This window comes from Pseudomonas sp. Pseusp21 (assembly GCF_059492145.1).
On sequence record NZ_CP168520.1, the window covers coordinates 5138247 to 5153957 of the forward strand.

Sequence of the window (15711 nt, forward strand, 5' to 3'; positions counted from 1 at the left end):
TCGCCTGATCGTTCCCACGCTCAGCGTGGGAATGCAGCCCGGGACGCTCTGCGTCCGATTCGAGAACTGGAACGCGGAGCGTCCCTTGAGACATTCCCACGCGGAGCGTGGGAACGATCAGTGAGGGGGGCAGACAAAAAAAGGCCCGCATCGCTGCGGGCCTTTTCGTTTTTGGCGATGGAGCAGGGCAGTTTAGCCCGCCACCAGCACCCGGATCGCTTCCAGTCGCAGCGCGGCCTTGTCGAGCATCGCCAGACCTTGTTCACGCTGCTTGCGCAGGGCATCCAGTTCGCTGTCGCGCACGGTCGGGTTGACCGCTTGCAATGCGGTCAGGCGTGCCAGTTCTTCGTCGGTGTCGGCTGCCAGACGGCGGCGGGCCTCGGCGACGCGCTCGGCGTGGCGCGGGGTGACCTTGTCTTCACCGGCGTTGATCCGTGGCGTCAGCTGATCGCGCTGGGCCTGGATGAACTTGTTGGCGCTGGCGCGCGGCACGCTTTCCAGTTGATCGTTCAAGGTCTCGAACGCCACGCGCGATGACAGGTCGTTGCCGTTGGCGTCGAGCAGGCAGCGCAGGGCGGCCGGCGGCAGGTAACGGCCCAGTTGCAGCGAGCGTGGGGCAACCACTTCGCTGACGTAGAGCAGTTCCAGCAGCACGGTGCCTGGCTTGAGCGCCTTGTTCTTGATCAGCGCAACGGCGGTGTTGCCCATCGAACCGGACAGCACCAGATCCATGCCGCCCTGCACCATCGGGTGTTCCCAGGTGATGAACTGCATGTCTTCGCGTGACAGCGCCTGGTTGCGGTCGTAGGTGATGGTCACGCCTTCGTCGTCGCCCAGCGGGAAACTGGCGTCGAGCATCTTCTCGCTCGGCTTGAGGATCAGGGCGTTTTCCGAATGGTCTTCGCTGTCGATGCCGAACGCGTCGAACAGGGTTTCCATGTAGATCGGCAGGGCGAACTGGTCGTCCTGTTCGAGGATGGCCTCGACCAGCGCTTCACCTTCGCCGGCGCCGCCGGAGTTGAGTTCCAGCAGGCGGTCGCGACCGGTGTGCAGCTCGGCTTCCAGGCGCTCGCGCTCGGTGCGCGCCTCGTCGATCAGCGCTTGCCACTCGCCGTCGTCGGCCTCTTCGAGCAGCGGCAGCAGGCGCGAGCCGAACTGATGCTGCAAGGCGTTGCCGGTCGGGCAGGTGTTGAGGAATGCGTTCAGTGCTTCGTGATACCACTGGAACAGGCGCTCTTGCGGGCTGGTTTCCAGGTACGGCACGTGCAGTTCGATGATGTGCTTCTGGCCGATCCGGTCGAGACGACCGATCCGCTGTTCCAGCAGGTCCGGGTGCGACGGCAGATCGAACAGCACCAGGTGGTGGGCGAACTGGAAGTTGCGACCTTCGCTGCCGATTTCCGAGCAGATCAGCACCTGTGCGCCGAACTCTTCGTCGGCGAAGTAGGCGGCGGCACGGTCACGCTCGAGGATGTTCATGCCTTCGTGGAACACCGTGGCCGGGATGCCGGAGCGCACGCGCAGGGCGTCTTCCAGGTCCATCGCGGTTTCGGCGTGGGCGCAGATCACCAGCACTTTGGTGCGCTTGAGCATTTTCAGCTGGTCGATCAGCCACTCGACGCGCGGGTCGAATTTCCACCAGCGTTCTTCTTCGCTGGCGTCCGGCTGGGCCTGGAAGCTGACTTCCGGGTACAGCTCGGCGTGTTCGCCCAGGGGCAGTTCGAGGTATTCGTCCGGGCATGGCAGCGGGTACGGGTGCAGTTTGCGCTCCGGGAAACCCTGCACGGCGGCGCGGGTGTTACGGAACAGCACGCGGCCGGTGCCGTGGCGGTCGAGCAGTTCACGCACGAGGCGGGCGCTGGCTTCGGTGTCGCCATCGTTGACGGCGGTGAGCAGGGCTTCGCCTTCGTTGCCGAGGAAACCGTGGATGGTCTTGTGCGCGGCCGGCGACAGGCGACCCTTGTCCAGCAGCTCCTGAACGGCTTCGGCCACCGGGCGATAGTTTTCGCTCTCGGCGCGGAAGGCGGCCAGGTCATGGAAACGGTTCGGGTCGAGCAGGCGCAGACGGGCGAAGTGGCTGTCCTGACCGAGTTGTTCCGGGGTAGCGGTGAGCAGCAGCACGCCGGGAATGACTTCGGCCAGCTGTTCAACCAGCGAGTATTCCGGGCTGACTTTCTCTTCGTGCCACACCAGGTGGTGGGCTTCGTCGACCACCATCAGGTCCCAGCCGGCAGCGAACAGGGCGTCCTGCGCCTTTTCATCGTCGACCAGCCACTCCAGTGCCACCAGGGCCAACTGGGTGTCTTCGAACGGGTTGGTGGCATCGCTTTCGATGAAGCGTTCTTCGTCGAACAGCGCGACCTGCAGGTTGAAGCGGCGGCGCATTTCCACCAGCCATTGGTGCTGGAGGTTTTCCGGCACCAGGATCAGCACGCGGTTGGCGCGGCCCGACAGCAACTGGCGATGGATCACCAGACCGGCTTCGATGGTCTTGCCCAGACCCACTTCGTCCGCCAGCAGTACGCGCGGCGCGATGCGGTCGGCGACTTCACGGGCAATGTGCAGCTGGTGGGCGATCGGTTGCGCACGCACGCCGCCCAGGCCCCAGAGCGAAGACTGCAACTGGCGGCTGGTGTGTTCCAGAGTGTGATAACGCAGGGAGAACCACGCCAGCGGATCGATCTGCCCGGCGAACAGACGGTCGCTGGCCAGGCGGAACTGAATGAAGTTCGACAGCTGGGTTTCCGGCAGGGTGACCGCTTCGTTCTGTGCGTTGAGGCCGTGGTAGACCATCAGGCCGTCGACGTCGTCGACTTGCTGGACGGTCATCTTCCAGCCTTCGAAGTGAGTGATCGAATCGCCCGGCGAGAACCGCACGCGGGTGAGGGGCGCATTCCGTAGCGCGTACTGGCGAGTCTCGCCAGTGGCCGGGTAAAGCACGGTCAACAAGCGGCCGTCCTGTGCCAGAACGGTGCCTAAACCAAGCTCTGCTTCGCTGTCACTGATCCAGCGTTGCCCCGGTTGATACTGCTGCGCCATGCTGCCTGACTCCCACCTTGAAAAAGCGGGCTATCTTAACGGAATGAGGGCCCGAGGCCAAAGGATAAGGAGCGGTAACGAGCTTTTGGCTGCACGCTGCAAGTAAGGCAAATGTGGTCATCTGTCAGTTTTACGCAGGGCCGGGGCACCTGTGAGTGCCAACCCGGTCACAAGTTTGCGACAGATGGTTCAAGGCAACCTCGCCCCAGCCGATAGCTTGCTGACAGGAGACCCTTCATATGCTGCCACCGATGCTCCCCCTGAGCGCCGTGCCGATCACCTCCCAGCAGGATCCGATCCGCCAGCGACCGGACATTCCCCCTGTGGTGCCGGTGCAGGAAAGCTCCAACGAAAGCACCATCGACCTGCAAAAGCGCGACCCGGAAGAGGACGGCTATCTGCTGCGCGAAGAGCAGCGCCGCCAGCAGGAACGCGATCGCCGCCGCCGCGAAGCCGACGACGACCCCGAAGCGCACCTCGCCGTTCCCGGCACCGAACTCAATGCCGACAACACTGTGCCGGTGGCGCCGTTGATGGAAGATCAGCCGCGTCAGGGGCTTTGGGTCGACATCGAAATCTGAGGCCGGGCGGCCAGCTCTGTCAGGTTTTCCAGCAACACGTCGATTTCTTCTTGTGTGTTCAAGTAGCTCACCGCCACCCGCGCAATATTTGTCAGCCCGCGCGCCTGCATGTCCAGCGGCGTGTAGGCCACGCCATTGGCGCCGATGTTGATTCGCCGTCCGGCCAACGTCTGCTTCAGCGCCACGCTGTCCCAGCCCTCAAGCGTGAAGGCGATCAGCCCGGATTGTTGATTGGCCGCGCCGAGATTCCGCAGTGTCAGACCGGGAATCGCCTTCAGGCGTTGGCGCAATCCGCTGCTCAGTTGTTCGATGCGCTGGCGGACGGGGATCGCGCCGAGGCGGTTGTACTCCTCCAGCGCATTGGCCAGACCGGCCAGCAGGGCCAGCGATACCTCGCTGGTTTCAAAGCGGCGGGCGTCGTCACGCAGGGTAAAGCGCTTGCCGTCCCACGGCGCCGACAGTACATCGCGTTGCACGGGGAGCAGCCGTTGCAGGAATTGCGGCCGGATGTACATCAACGCCGTGCCGCGCGGCCCGCGCAGAAACTTGCGTCCGGCACCCTTGAGCACGTCGCACTGCAAGGCCTGAACATCGCAGGGCAACTGTCCCAGTGCCTGGCCGGCGTCGATGAAATAAGGGATGCCGTGGCGCCGCGCGACATTGCCGATCTGCGCGGCGGGGTTGATCAGACCGCCGTTGGCCGGCAGCCAGGTCAGGGCGATCAGACGTACCTGGCCGTCGATCATCTGCGCCAGGGCTTGCGGATCGACCGCACCTTTGGCATCGCAAGGAATCACTTCGAGCCGCGCGCCGGCCTTCACCGCTTCGGCCATGCACGCCAGGTTGCCGGCCCATTCATGGCGACCCACCAGAATCCGTTCGCCGGGCTGCCACGGCCCCAGCGCGTTGAACGCCTGACTCCAGGCTGCCGAGCCGCTGCTGGCGAAGGCGATGTCTTCGGGCTGGGCGTTGAGCAGGACGGCGGCCGCATTGCGCGCGCGTTCCTGGACCCGGTTGTCTGCCGACTCCATCGGCCCGCCGAGTGCTTCGCGTTGCAGCTGTTCGATCACTGCATCGAGGGTGGCGTGGCTTGGCAGCGAGGCGCCGGCGTGGTTGAAGTGGATCACCTGGGCGCAGCCGGGCGTGGCGGCGCGCAGACGCAAGATGTCGTCGATGTTCACGGCTTGAGCTCGAAGATTGCGTCGATTTCCACCGCGACGCCGGCCGGCAGGCTCGCCACGCCGACCGCGGTACGCACGTGTCGGCCCTTGTCGCCGAGGGCGTTGACCAGCAGATTCGAGGCGCCGTTGGCGACGATGCCCTGAGCCTTGAAGTCCGGCGTGGCGGCCACGAAAACCCCGAGGCGCAGGATGCGCACTAGCTTCGACAGGTCATCGCCCAGCGCATGGCTCAACTGGGCGAGCAGGCCCAAGGCAGCCAGTTCAGCGGCGTTGGCGCCTTCTTCGTCGGAGATCGCTTCGCCCAGTCGTCCGATGAACGCAGGTTTGCCGTCGAGCAATGGAATCTGCCCGGAGATGAACAACTGGTTCTGGCTGACCACGTGGTTGACGTAATTGGCGATTGGCTGGCTCGGCTCGGGCAGGCGCAGGCCGAGTTGTTGCACGCGTTGGCTGAGGGAATCGGTCATGGGAAGTCCTCCTGAGTGAGGGCTTCAGCATGTTGGGGCGAGCGAAGGGCGACAAACGGATAGATTTAATCCGACGCATCCAAAAAACTCATGCGTTCGCGGTTTCCTCCAGCCATTCGCAGAAACTCTGCGCCGCCGGCGTGGGCGGGCGTTGCGGCGTGACCAGCCAATAACCGATCTCGCCGAGCATCGGCGGGGTGTCGAAAGCCGGTACCAGCGCGCCTTCCTTGATCCGCCGTTCGATCATTCGCTGGCGACCCATGGCAATGCCCTGACCGGCGACGGCCGCTTCGACGACGATGTTGTAGTCGTGGAGCATGACGCTGGGCACATGAGCCAGATCGATGCCGCTGTGTTGCTGCCAGTCGATCCATTCGAACGGCTGGTGCGACTTGGCCATCAGCAAGGGGCCGTTGGTCACGCCTTTGGCCTTGAAGGCCGGGCTGCAGACTGGCGTCAGGGTTTCAGCCATGAACCGCCGGGCCTGGACTTTCGGCCAACCGCCCTTGCCGTAGCGGATCGCCAGATCCACCTCGCCGGCATCGACGTCGGCCAGTTGCACGGCGGGCAGCAGTTCGACATGGATGTTCGGGTATTTCGCGTTGAAGTCCGCCAGACGTGGCGCCAGCCACAAGGTGGCGAAGGAGGCGAGCAGGCCGATGCGCAAGGTGGTGGGGCGCTCGCCGCGCAGGTCGTGGGTGGCGGCGGCAATCGCGGCGAGGGCCGGCTCGATCTGCCGATAGTAATGTTCGCCGGCGGCCGTCAGATCGATCGCCCGGGTGCGGCGCACGAACAGTCGCTGATCGAGGAATTCTTCGAGTTTGTGCACCTGATGGCTGATCGCGCTTTGGGTCACCGACAGCTCATCGGCAGCCTTGATGAAACTCAAATGACGGGCCACGGCCTCAAAGGCACGCAAGGCCATCAGCGGTGGCAGGTCCTGATGCAGGGGCACGGCGCAGATCCTTCGGATTCAGGGCGAGGCGCCGATTGTGCAAGCAAATCCGGTGGGCGGTACATGAAATGTTGTAGAGGGTTCAGGCGAGTGGCTGGTCAGCGTTCGCGCCAGGCCGCATTATTGGCGCAGTCCTGCCGTTGAAGCGGCAGTTGTGATTCAGTCCAAGCGATGCACCGAACGCCATGAGCCAAGACGACAAGCTGATCGACCTCAACACCGAACGCGCCAAGCGGGTTCATGACCTCAACGAGAAGCGCCTGAATGAAGTGCGCCAGGCTTTCGAGCAGGCCATGCCGTTGGGTAAACCGAAGAAAAAGCCGAAAAACAAACCGAAAAAGCGTTGATCTCCCCTGCATCCGTTGATGCAGGTCAGTTATTTCCCTTCCTTTCCTCCTCTCTGTGACCGGCATTGATCCCGGTCAATTCCTGCGCCTGCCTGATTGGTTAACTTAGTTCCATCGCAGCAAAGCAGGGGCCAGGAGGCCAGTCATGTTTTTCGATAACGTGGTGTTTGCCGGGGTCCTGACTGTGGGGCTGATGGTTCTGTTTTTTGCAGGGTTTGGATTTTTTATCTGGAAGGATGCGAACAAGCGCAAGAAGCCTTGATTCTTCTGGATTTGATGAGCACGCAAGGCATTTTGGGCAACTTCGGTTGCCCTTTTTTTTTGTGTCTTGGCGGCCTTTGGGCCGACCATGCTCTTGGGGTTTTGGGTGAATATCCGTTTCTTCGGGGGTTGCGGCTGGCGGTTTCGCCCTTACGGCGAGTCCCTTTTTCAGACGCCAAAAAGGAACCAAAAGGCTGGGCCCCGGCGTTCGGCACCTCGCTTTGGCTCGGTGTTCCTTCGTTCCGGGATTCATCCGGGGGCATCGCCTACGGTTTGCTTCGCTGCACCTCCTCTCGATGTGTTTGGCTCCGCCAAACGGTCGCTGCGCTCCCACCCCCGGATAAATCCCTCCACTCAGCCTTCCGATGGGGCCGGCACGTCAAGAGCGGTACTCGAGCTAACGCTCATCGTGTTGAGTGGTGGGAAGCGGGAGCTAACAGCTTGATCGTTCCCACGCTCCGCGTGGGAATGCAGCCCGGGGCGCTCTGCGTCCCATTTCTGGAAGCAACAAAAAAGGCGTGATCCTCTCGAATCACGCCTTTTTCATTTCAGCGGTCTATCAGCTGCCCAGCGCTTTCGACGCCAGCCAGAACAGGCCGGCCGACAGGGCCACGGTGGCTGGCAGGGTCAGAACCCAGGCCAGCAGGATGGTTTTCACCGTGCCGCCTTGCAGGCCGCTTTTGTTGGCGACCATGGTGCCGGCCACGCCCGAGGAGAGGACGTGGGTGGTGGATACCGGCAGGCTGAAGATGTTGGCCATGCCGATCAGGCTGGCGGTGGTGATCTGGGCCGACATGCCTTGTGAGTAGGTCATGCCTTGCTTGCCGATCTTCTCGCCGATGGTCAGTACCACGCGTTTCCAGCCGACCATGGTGCCCAGGCCCAAGGCCAGGGCGACCGCCAGAATTACCCAGAACGGGGCGTATTCGGTGGTGGTGGTCAGGTCTTTGCGCAGTTTGTCCAGGTCAGCCTTTTCACGCGGGGCGAGGCCTGGCAGTTTGCTGACTTTCTTCGCGGTGTCGTCCAGGCAGAGCAGGTAACGACGCACTTCGATGCGGCTCTCCGCGGACAGCGAGTGGTAGTCGGCTACGCCTTTGAGGGTGTCGAGCAGGGCGGCGATGGTCGGTTCGGTCTGTTGCGGGTTGCAACGGAATTTCTCCGGCAGGTCGCCTTCCACGCTTTTGCCCAGGGCCAGGAATTCACCCAGGGTGTCGGCGTTGCGCTTGTAGAACTGGCTCAGGTGCAGGGTCGCATCGCGAGTGCGTTCGATCTGGTAGGTGGTGCTGTTCAGGTCGAGTACGAACTGCGCAGGCACGATACCGATCAGTACCAGCATGATCAGGCCGATGCCTTTCTGGCCGTCGTTGGAACCGTGCACGAAGCTCACGGCCATGGCCGAGATCACCAGGACCAGGCGGTTCCAGAACGGTGGGTGCTTCTTGTCGTCGATCTTGCGGCGCTGTTCCGGCGTCTTGTGCATCTTCGACAGCGGACGCCACCACTTCAGGCCGATCAGCACCAGCGCGGCGATCAGGAAGCCGGCCATCGGCGAGAACACCAGCGAGGCGCCGATATCGATCGCTTTCTGCCAGTTGACGCCGTCAGCCAGTGGAATTTCGTTGATCAGGGCGTTGGCCAGGCCGACACCGAGGATCGAACCGATCAGCGTGTGCGAACTGGAGGCCGGGATACCGAAGTACCAGGTGCCCAGGTTCCAGGCGATCGCGGCGGCGAGCAGCGAGAACACCATTGCCAGACCATGGCCGGTGTTCACGTTGATCAGCAGTTCTACCGGCAGCAGGTGCACGATGGCATACGCCACGCCAACGCCGCCCAGCAGTACGCCGAGGAAGTTGAACACGCCCGAGAAGAACACCGCCAGATGAGGCGGCATCGCTTTGGTGTAGATAACAGTGGCTACCGCGTTAGCGGTGTCATGAAATCCATTGATGAACTCGAAGGCGAGGACAAATGTCAGGGCGAGCAGGAGGCTCACAAGCACCCAGGCATCCAGTCCGCTGAATAAATCGATCATGAAGGTTTTCTGACCCGGTCATAAGGGGGCGCGATTATGCCAGAAAAGACTGGAAATCGATCCCCTACCTGCTCATCGGTAACATTCTTCAACGAATTAATTTGTGTCAGGGGGCATTACCCAAGCTTTTTGCAGGGTTTTGCAAGGTGTTGATTTGGTTGATAAAAATTTGAGACGCCGGCGGATTCGCCAGTTGTCGGGAGGGGACTGAAACTTGTGTGAAATATCTGAGAAATGCGTCTGACATGCTCCAGACCTGTGCAATACAGGGGAGTTGGCCGCTGCCCGCGGGTAGCGGGCGCGCAAGGCATCGTCAGTCCACCGTGCTTGTAGCCCGGTGAGTACGCTTACCTTCGGAAGGTGCAAAGGACGGCTTCAAGGCTCTTCGGCTTTGAGTTCCTCTTCCATTTTTTTCAGTTCTTGCTGAAAGACCTGATCCTGAACGGTAGGGCGTTTACGCCAGGCTTTGCGTTCTGGTTCGGGCTGGGCAGCGTAGGTGGTGACTTCCCCGCCGTAAACTTCCTTGTAACGTTGTTCCTGGCGCTCAAGTTCCGCGCGCAGTTCGTCTTTCGTCACAGTGCTACCTGTATGAGTTGAGATAAATGTCTGGTGAAACGCACTGCAACGAATCATTTAACCGGTTCATCAACAAGCGCTTGCCCGGACAGGCAGCGGTGTTGTCGGGAAGACGGTCAGGACTTCCATGTTGCAGGCGGCTACGGCACCAGATTAAAACTGACGCAGCATCAGTTTCCTGTTTCAGCGAGCGCGCTGGCGGTGCATGAGTAATGAGCGTCAGGCGCTGGCCGGGGCCGGCAGCGATGGACATCGCGCCAGCGGGTGGCACCGTCGGCAAATAAGAGCGCGGTGCCACTGAGGTGCATTATAGCGGGCGAATCGGGATTGCCTATCTTTGCCAAGTTAAAAACGGTTCTGGATGTGTGATTGTTTTGTGACGTGCAACTTTCATCAATAGTTGCATCGCCGTTGCGCAGTGTTTGATTTCTGGCGCCATTTAGTCGGACAACTAAGGCGCTTAAACCGCACCGGCGTTCCAAGTTCAAATCTGTTGCGCACAACCCAAACGAGGAGGTGAGGGCGATTGCGATTATCGGTCGACGGTTCGATAATCGCCCGGTGTTGGCGGTCTGTCGCTTGTGTATCTGCCGACGAGCCGCTTGTATAGCCGTTGATCCGAACAAGAAAAAAAGGACCTGACATGAACGATCAAATGCGCAATTCCTTCACCTCGGTAGCGCCGCCGATCGTCGCTTCGCCGGCCAAGCGTATCCAGGCCCTGACCGGTGATCCGGATTTCATGACCTCCCTGGCCCGTGGCCTGGCGGTGGTGCAGGCGTTTCAGGAGCGCAAGCGCCACCTGACCATCGCCCAGATCAGCCATCGCACGGAAATTCCCCGCGCCGCCGTGCGCCGTTGCCTGCACACACTGATCAAGCTCGGCTACGCCACCACCGATGGGCGCACTTATTCGCTTCTGCCGAAAGTGCTGACCCTCGGTCACGCCTATCTGTCGTCGACGCCGCTGGCGGTCTCGGCCCAGCCGTATCTCGACCGCATGAGCGAGCAACTGCACGAGGCCTGCAACATGGCCACGCTGGAAGGCGACGACATTCTCTACATTGCCCGTTCGGCCACCACCCAGCGTCTGATTTCGGTGGACCTGTCGGTGGGCGGGCGCTTGCCGGCGTACTGCACGTCTATGGGGCGAATCCTGCTGGCGGCGCTGGACGACACCTCGCTGCGCGAATATCTCGACCACGCCGAACTGGTGGCCAAAACCAGCCGCACGATTCACACCCCCGACGCCTTGCTCGAATGTCTGCAGGAAGTCCGGCAGCAGGGCTGGTGCATCGTCGATCAGGAACTGGAACAAGGTCTGCGTTCGATTGCCGTGCCGGTGTATGACGCTTCCGGCCAGGTGGTGGCCGCGCTCAATGTCAGCACCCACGCCGGTCGTGTCAGCCGTACCGAGCTCGAGCAGCGCTTTCTGCCGGGCCTGTTGAGCGCCAGTCGCGACCTCAGTGCGCAATTGTTTGCCTGATGAAGCTGTTCGATAAACGCACAGAGTTGCGTTTATCGAATTGACGCTAAAACCCCCGGATCATTAATGTCGCGGCAGCGTCATCCGGCGCGAATGTGAATGAGCCCGCCGGATCGTCGACTCCCATAATAATGACAAGAGGCAACCTCCCATGCGCACGTTCCCCGACTGTCGCCGCCCCCGTTCCTGTTGCCGGTATTAGCGCAACGCCTGATTTCTTCCTTATATAGTTGTGACCGTGCCGCTCTCTGGCCGGCCGCCGTTCGACTGCGTTTTCTTGCGTGGAATAAAAATAATGAACCAGCCTCAGTCCGCTGTAGGTCACTGCCTCGACGTGCAGTCCTTCATCAACGCCCAACCGATCTCGCGCTATCAGTGGCGAGTGGTGATCCTGTGTTTCCTGATTGTGTTCCTCGATGGCCTCGATACTGCGGCCATGGGGTTTATCGCGCCGGCCCTGTCCCAAGACTGGGGCATCGACCGCGCCAGCCTCGGCCCGGTGATGAGTGCCGCGCTGATCGGAATGGTCTTCGGTGCGCTGGGCTCCGGGCCATTGGCTGACCGCTTCGGGCGAAAAGTCGTACTGGTCGGCGCGGTTTTTCTGTTCGGTGCTTTCAGCCTGGCGTCGGCCTACGCCACCAATGTCGATCAGTTGCTGGTGCTGCGTTTCCTCACTGGTCTGGGACTGGGCGCCGGGATGCCGAACGCCACCACGCTGCTGTCGGAATATACCCCGGAGCGCAAGAAGTCCCTGTTGGTGACCAGCATGTTCTGCGGCTTCAACCTGGGCATGGCCGGTGGCGGGTTTATTTCGGCCAAGTTGATCCCGGCATTCGGCTGGCACAGTCTGTTGCTGATCGGCGGGATCCTGCCGCTGATCCTCACCGTGGTGTTGCTTCTCTGGCTGCCGGAGTCGGCGCGTTATCTGGTGGTGCGCAATCGCGGCACCGACAAGGTGCGCAAGACTCTCGCACCCATTGATCCTGCCATCGTCGCTCAGGCCGCGAGTTTCAGCGTGCCGGAACAGAAAACCGTGAAAGCGCGCAACGTGTTTGCGGTGATTTTTTCCGGCACCTACAGCGTCGGCACGTTGCTGCTGTGGCTGACCTACTTCATGGGTCTGGTGATCGTGTACCTGCTGACCAGTTGGCTGCCGACCCTGATGCGTGACAGCGGCGCGAGCATGGAACAGGCGGCGTTTATCGGCGCGCTGTTCCAGTTCGGCGGAGTGTTGAGCGCGGTGGGCGTAGGCTGGGCGATGGACCGCTTCAATCCGCACAAGGTGATCGGCATTTTCTACCTGCTGGCCGGGGTGTTTGCCTACGCGGTCGGGCAGAGTCTGGGCAACATCACGCTGCTGGCGACGCTGGTGCTGGTGGCGGGCATGTGCGTCAACGGTGCGCAATCGGCGATGCCGTCGCTGGCAGCGCGGTTTTATCCGACGCAGGGCCGGGCGACGGGGGTGTCTTGGATGCTCGGGATCGGCCGGTTTGGCGCGATTCTCGGAGCGTGGATGGGCGCGACCCTGCTGGGCCTGGGCTGGAATTTCGAGCAAGTGCTGACGGCGCTGGTGGTTCCGGCGGGCCTGGCCACGGCAGCGGTGGTGATCAAGGGTCTGGTCAGTCACGCGGACGCGACCTGAGTTTCATTGCAGGATCGTTCCCGCGTCGAACTGGCCGCAGAGAATGCTCCGCGTTCGGTTTCGGAAGGGACGCGGAGCGTCCCGGGCTGCATTCCCACGCAGAGCGTGGGAACGATCAGTGACGGAATGATAGGCAGATAACAATCTGTTCGATAAACGAACACTCAGTCGATTATCGGATTGTTTGGTGAAAATCAGCGGCTTAATCTTCAGTGACTCCGGCGCAGAACCTCGCGCCTTTTTATTCACTGGCGATTCATTACAAAAACGGGAGCCCGCTCCATGGCTGAGATCCTTTCGCTGCACGACGCGGTGAAGCAATTCGTCAACGACGGCGATACCGTCGCGCTCGAAGGCTTCACTCACCTGATCCCTACGGCGGCGGGTCATGAAATCATTCGTCAGGGCAAGAAAGATCTGACCCTGGTGCGGATGACGCCTGACCTGATCTACGACCAACTGATCGGCGCCGGCTGTGCACGCAAGCTGATCTTCTCTTGGGGCGGCAACCCTGGCGTGGGTTCGCTGCACCGTCTGCGCGACGCGGTCGAGAAGCAATGGCCGCACGCGCTGGAAATCGAAGAACACAGCCACGCCGACCTGGCCAATGCCTACGTCGCCGGCGCCTCCGGCCTGCCGTTCGCGGTGTTGCGGGCCTACGCCGGTTCCGACCTGCCGAAGGTCAACCCGCTGATCAAATCCGTGACTTGCCCGTTCACCGGCGAAGTGCTGGCGGCGGTGCCGTCGGTGCGTCCGGACGTGACCGTGATCCACGCCCAGAAAGCCGACCGTCAGGGCAACGTGCTGCTGTGGGGCATTCTCGGTGTGCAGAAAGAAGCCGCACTGGCCGCCAAGCGTTGCATCGTCACGGTCGAAGAAATCGTCGACAACCTCAACGCCCCGATGAACGCCTGCGTGCTGCCGACCTGGGCCTTGAGCGCGGTCTGCCATGTACCCGGTGGCGCGCATCCGTCCTACGCCCACGGTTACACCGAACGTGACAACCGCTTCTATCAGGCGTGGGATCCGATCGCCCGCGACCGTGAGACGTTTACCGCGTGGATCAACGAATACATCCATGGCTGCGCTGACTTCAGCGAGTTCCAGGCCAAGTTGGCCGCTGCTTCGGAGGCCAAGTAATGACTTACACCACCAATGAAATGATGACTGTCGCCGCAGCCCGTCGCCTGAAGAACGGCTCGGTGTGCTTCGTCGGCATCGGCCTGCCGTCGAAAGCCGCCAACCTGGCGCGCCTGACCTCGTCGCCGGACGTGGTGTTGATCTACGAATCCGGTCCGATTGGCGCCAAACCCAGCGTATTGCCACTGTCGATCGGTGACGGCGAACTGGCAGAAACCGCTGACACTGTCGTGCCGACCGGTGAGATTTTTCGCTACTGGCTGCAGGGCGGGCGCATCGACGTCGGTTTCCTCGGCGCAGCGCAAGTCGACCGTTTCGGCAACATCAACACCACCGTGGTCGGCGATTATCACCAGCCGAAAGTTCGTCTGCCGGGTGCCGGTGGCGCACCGGAGATCGCCGGCTCTGCCAAAAGTGTGCTGATCATCCTCAAGCAGTCGGCGCGTTCGTTTGTCGACAAACTCGATTTCATTACCTCGGTCGGCCATGGCGAGGGCGGCGATTCGCGCAAACGTCTGGGCCTGCCGGGCGCCGGCCCGGTCGGGATCATCACCGACCTGTGCATCATGGAGCCGGAAGAGGGCACCCACGAATTCGTGGTCACCGCGCTGCACCCGGGCGTGACTCGCGAGCAAGTGGTCGCCGCCACCGGTTGGCCGATCCGTTTTGCCGACAGCGTGGCAACCACCGCTGAACCGACAGAAGTCGAACTGACTGCGCTGCGCGATCTCGAAGCGCGCACGGCCGCTGCCCACGGCCAGGCACCGGGAGAAGCATGATGCGCGACGTTTATATCTGCGATGCGATTCGTACCCCCATCGGCCGTTTCGGTGGCGGTCTGGCGGCGGTTCGCGCCGACGACCTGGCCGCCGTGCCGATCAAGGCCCTGATGGAACGCAATCCGTCGGTGGACTGGAGCGCCATCGACGAGGTATTCCTCGGCTGCGCCAACCAGGCCGGTGAAGACAACCGCAACGTCGCGCGCATGGCGCTGCTGCTGGCCGGTCTGCCGGAGACCGTGCCGGGCGTCACCCTCAATCGCCTCTGCGCGTCGGGCATGGATGCCATCGGCACCGCGTTCCGCGCCATCGCCAGCGGTGAAATGGAGCTGGCGATTGCCGGTGGCGTCGAGTCGATGTCCCGCGCACCGTTCGTGATGGGCAAGGCTGATGCGGCGTTCTCGCGCAACATGAAGCTGGAGGACACCACCATCGGCTGGCGTTTCATCAACCCGTTGATGAAGGCCCAGTATGGCGTTGATGCGATGCCGCAGACCGCCGACAACGTCGCCGACGACTACGAAGTTTCCCGCGAGGATCAGGACGCTTTCGCCCTGCGCAGTCAGCAACGTACGGCCGCTGCCCAGGCTGCCGGCTACTTCGCCGAGGAAATCGTCGAAGTACGGATCGCCCACAAAAAGGGCGAAACCGTGGTCAGCCAGGACGAACACCCACGCGCCGACACCACGCTTGAAGCCCTGACTAAACTGAAACCGGTCAACGGCCCGGACAAGACCGTCACCGCCGGCAATGCTTCGGGCGTCAACGATGGTGCCGCCGCGCTGATTCTGGCCTCGGCGGAAGCGGTGAAAAAACACGGCCTGACCGCTCGCGCCAAAGTGCTCGGCATGGCCAGCGCCGGTGTTGCGCCACGGGTGATGGGCATCGGCCCGGTGCCGGCGGTGCGCAAACTCACCGAACGCCTCGGCGTGGCGGTCAGCGATTTCGATGTGATCGAACTCAACGAAGCCTTCGCCAGCCAGGGTCTGGCGGTATTGCGCGAACTGGGGCTGGCGGACGACGCGGCGCAGGTCAACCCGAACGGTGGCGCTATTGCCTTGGGCCACCCGTTGGGCATGAGCGGCGCGCGGCTGGTGCTGACTGCGCTGCATCAGCTGGAAAAGACCGGTGGCAAGAAAGGTCTGGCGACCATGTGCGTCGGTGTCGGCCAGGGTCTGGCCCTGGCCATCGAACGCGTCTGACGCAAGCCGTGATGAAAAGA

At 62.1% G+C, this 15711-nt stretch carries 14 protein-coding genes; 8 read left to right on the top strand and 6 right to left on the bottom strand.

Translation table 11 applies throughout. From position 1 onward, the window contains the following. Nucleotides 1–192: 192 nt before the first annotated feature. On the bottom strand, nt 193–3039 hold the full coding sequence (gene rapA / locus ACEN93_RS23320) for an RNA polymerase-associated protein RapA (protein ID WP_039771405.1): 2847 nt from the start codon (nt 3037–3039) through the stop codon (nt 193–195). A 239-nt stretch (nt 3040–3278) separates the two neighbouring features. Here rapA and ACEN93_RS23325 point away from each other — a divergent pair, with 239 nt between their 5' ends. Further along, nucleotides 3279–3620 (top strand): hypothetical protein, encoded by a 342-nt coding sequence (locus ACEN93_RS23325; RefSeq protein WP_007959194.1) that lies wholly within the window; start codon nt 3279–3281, stop codon nt 3618–3620. Here the strand turns inward: ACEN93_RS23325 and ACEN93_RS23330 are convergent. The 3 genes from ACEN93_RS23330 to ACEN93_RS23340 all read right to left on the bottom strand — a co-directional run bounded on the left by ACEN93_RS23330 (nt 3590) and on the right by ACEN93_RS23340 (nt 6223). Continuing rightward, on the bottom strand, nt 3590–4801 hold the full coding sequence (locus ACEN93_RS23330) for an aminotransferase class V-fold PLP-dependent enzyme (RefSeq protein ID WP_495610549.1): 1212 nt from the start codon (nt 4799–4801) through the stop codon (nt 3590–3592). The genes ACEN93_RS23325 and ACEN93_RS23330 overlap by 31 nt on opposite strands. Beyond that, nucleotides 4798–5268, bottom strand: a complete 471-nt coding sequence (locus ACEN93_RS23335; RefSeq protein ID WP_495610550.1) for a RidA family protein — start codon at nt 5266–5268, stop codon at nt 4798–4800. Before ACEN93_RS23335 ends, ACEN93_RS23330 begins: the two co-directional genes overlap by 4 nt. 88 nt (nt 5269–5356) lie before the next feature. Beyond that, entirely contained in the window at nt 5357–6223 is an 867-nt protein-coding gene (locus tag ACEN93_RS23340; protein WP_085666813.1) for a LysR substrate-binding domain-containing protein, read from the bottom strand. Between the two features lie 185 nt (nt 6224–6408). Between ACEN93_RS23340 and ACEN93_RS23345 the strand changes: the two genes are divergently transcribed. Together ACEN93_RS23345 and ccoM are read left to right on the top strand one after the other, a co-directional pair. Then, entirely contained in the window at nt 6409–6570 is a 162-nt protein-coding gene (locus ACEN93_RS23345) for a hypothetical protein (protein WP_007959203.1), read from the top strand. A gap of 145 nt (nt 6571–6715) precedes the next feature. Continuing rightward, nucleotides 6716–6832, top strand: a complete 117-nt coding sequence (gene ccoM, locus ACEN93_RS23350; RefSeq protein ID WP_007959205.1) for a cytochrome c oxidase subunit CcoM — start codon at nt 6716–6718, stop codon at nt 6830–6832. 558 nt (nt 6833–7390) lie between these two features. On the opposite strand, the gene ACEN93_RS23355 is transcribed toward ccoM, so the two are convergent. Beyond that, the gene (locus ACEN93_RS23355; protein WP_039771417.1) at nt 7391–8866 is read right to left on the bottom strand and encodes an inorganic phosphate transporter; all 1476 of its coding nucleotides are present in this window, start codon (nt 8864–8866) and stop codon (nt 7391–7393) included. A 375-nt stretch (nt 8867–9241) separates the two neighbouring features. Continuing rightward, a complete protein-coding gene (locus tag ACEN93_RS23360) occupies nt 9242–9442 on the bottom strand; it encodes a hypothetical protein (protein ID WP_007957826.1) in 201 nt (66 codons plus the stop codon). A 643-nt stretch (nt 9443–10085) separates the two neighbouring features. On the opposite strand from ACEN93_RS23360, the gene pcaR reads away from it, so the two are divergent. From pcaR to pcaF, 5 genes are all read left to right on the top strand, one after another. Then, a complete protein-coding gene (gene pcaR, locus ACEN93_RS23365; RefSeq protein WP_007917109.1) occupies nt 10086–10928 on the top strand; it encodes a pca regulon transcriptional regulator PcaR in 843 nt (280 codons plus the stop codon). Between the two features lie 295 nt (nt 10929–11223). After that, a complete protein-coding gene (gene pcaK, locus ACEN93_RS23370) occupies nt 11224–12570 on the top strand; it encodes a 4-hydroxybenzoate transporter PcaK (RefSeq protein ID WP_085666812.1) in 1347 nt (448 codons plus the stop codon). 282 nt (nt 12571–12852) lie between these two features. Beyond that, nucleotides 12853–13710, top strand: coding sequence for a CoA transferase subunit A (locus ACEN93_RS23375; RefSeq protein ID WP_003222404.1), 858 nt, complete (start codon nt 12853–12855; stop codon nt 13708–13710). Next, the gene (locus ACEN93_RS23380) at nt 13710–14489 is read left to right on the top strand and encodes a CoA-transferase subunit beta (RefSeq protein WP_039771422.1); all 780 of its coding nucleotides are present in this window, start codon (nt 13710–13712) and stop codon (nt 14487–14489) included. The genes ACEN93_RS23375 and ACEN93_RS23380 overlap by 1 nt, the downstream gene beginning before the upstream one ends. After that, nucleotides 14486–15691 (top strand): 3-oxoadipyl-CoA thiolase, encoded by a 1206-nt coding sequence (gene pcaF, locus ACEN93_RS23385; protein WP_178082877.1) that lies wholly within the window; start codon nt 14486–14488, stop codon nt 15689–15691. Before ACEN93_RS23380 ends, pcaF begins: the two co-directional genes overlap by 4 nt. The last annotated feature ends 20 nt before the right edge of the window (nt 15692–15711 follow it).

Excerpts from the sequence above, each read along its gene's own strand:
- rapA (WP_039771405.1), bottom strand. The coding sequence starts at position 3,039 with ATGGCGCAGCAGTATCAACCGGGGCAACGCTGGATCAGTGACAGCGAA.
- ACEN93_RS23325 (WP_007959194.1), top strand. The coding sequence starts at position 3,279 with ATGCTGCCACCGATGCTCCCCCTGAGCGCCGTGCCGATCACCTCCCAG.
- ACEN93_RS23335 (WP_495610550.1), bottom strand. The coding sequence starts at position 5,268 with ATGACCGATTCCCTCAGCCAACGCGTGCAACAACTCGGCCTGCGCCTG.
- ACEN93_RS23345 (WP_007959203.1), top strand. The coding sequence starts at position 6,409 with ATGAGCCAAGACGACAAGCTGATCGACCTCAACACCGAACGCGCCAAG.
- ccoM (WP_007959205.1), top strand. The coding sequence starts at position 6,716 with ATGTTTTTCGATAACGTGGTGTTTGCCGGGGTCCTGACTGTGGGGCTG.
- ACEN93_RS23355 (WP_039771417.1), bottom strand. The coding sequence starts at position 8,866 with ATGATCGATTTATTCAGCGGACTGGATGCCTGGGTGCTTGTGAGCCTC.
- pcaR (WP_007917109.1), top strand. The coding sequence starts at position 10,086 with ATGAACGATCAAATGCGCAATTCCTTCACCTCGGTAGCGCCGCCGATC.
- pcaK (WP_085666812.1), top strand. The coding sequence starts at position 11,224 with ATGAACCAGCCTCAGTCCGCTGTAGGTCACTGCCTCGACGTGCAGTCC.
- ACEN93_RS23375 (WP_003222404.1), top strand. The coding sequence starts at position 12,853 with ATGGCTGAGATCCTTTCGCTGCACGACGCGGTGAAGCAATTCGTCAAC.
- ACEN93_RS23380 (WP_039771422.1), top strand. The coding sequence starts at position 13,710 with ATGACTTACACCACCAATGAAATGATGACTGTCGCCGCAGCCCGTCGC.
- pcaF (WP_178082877.1), top strand. The coding sequence starts at position 14,486 with ATGATGCGCGACGTTTATATCTGCGATGCGATTCGTACCCCCATCGGC.